Source organism: Deinococcus pimensis DSM 21231 (genome assembly GCF_000519345.1).
Taxonomy (GTDB): Bacteria; Deinococcota; Deinococci; order Deinococcales; family Deinococcaceae; genus Deinococcus_A; species Deinococcus_A pimensis.
The window spans coordinates 68,766-68,983 of sequence record NZ_KI912647.1 but is presented as its reverse complement, the minus strand read 5'-3'; positions in this window follow the sequence as shown (position 1 = coordinate 68,983).

The window sequence follows — 218 nt, the reverse complement described above, 5'->3', positions numbered from 1 at the left end:
ACGCGGGCGCCGCGCTCTCCCGGCTCGTCTCGCAGGGCCGCTGACGCCCGGCGTTTCCCGGTCCGCGCGTCGTGGGCCGGGTCGTGCCTCACGCGGCCGTCAGCGGCATTATGTAAATTCAGTGAAGATGCGTTCGCCCTCCGTCGATCCCTCCGCCGTTCCGTCCACGTCGCCCGTACCGCCCGCCCGACGTTCCCGACGGGCGCGCCGTCTGCTGC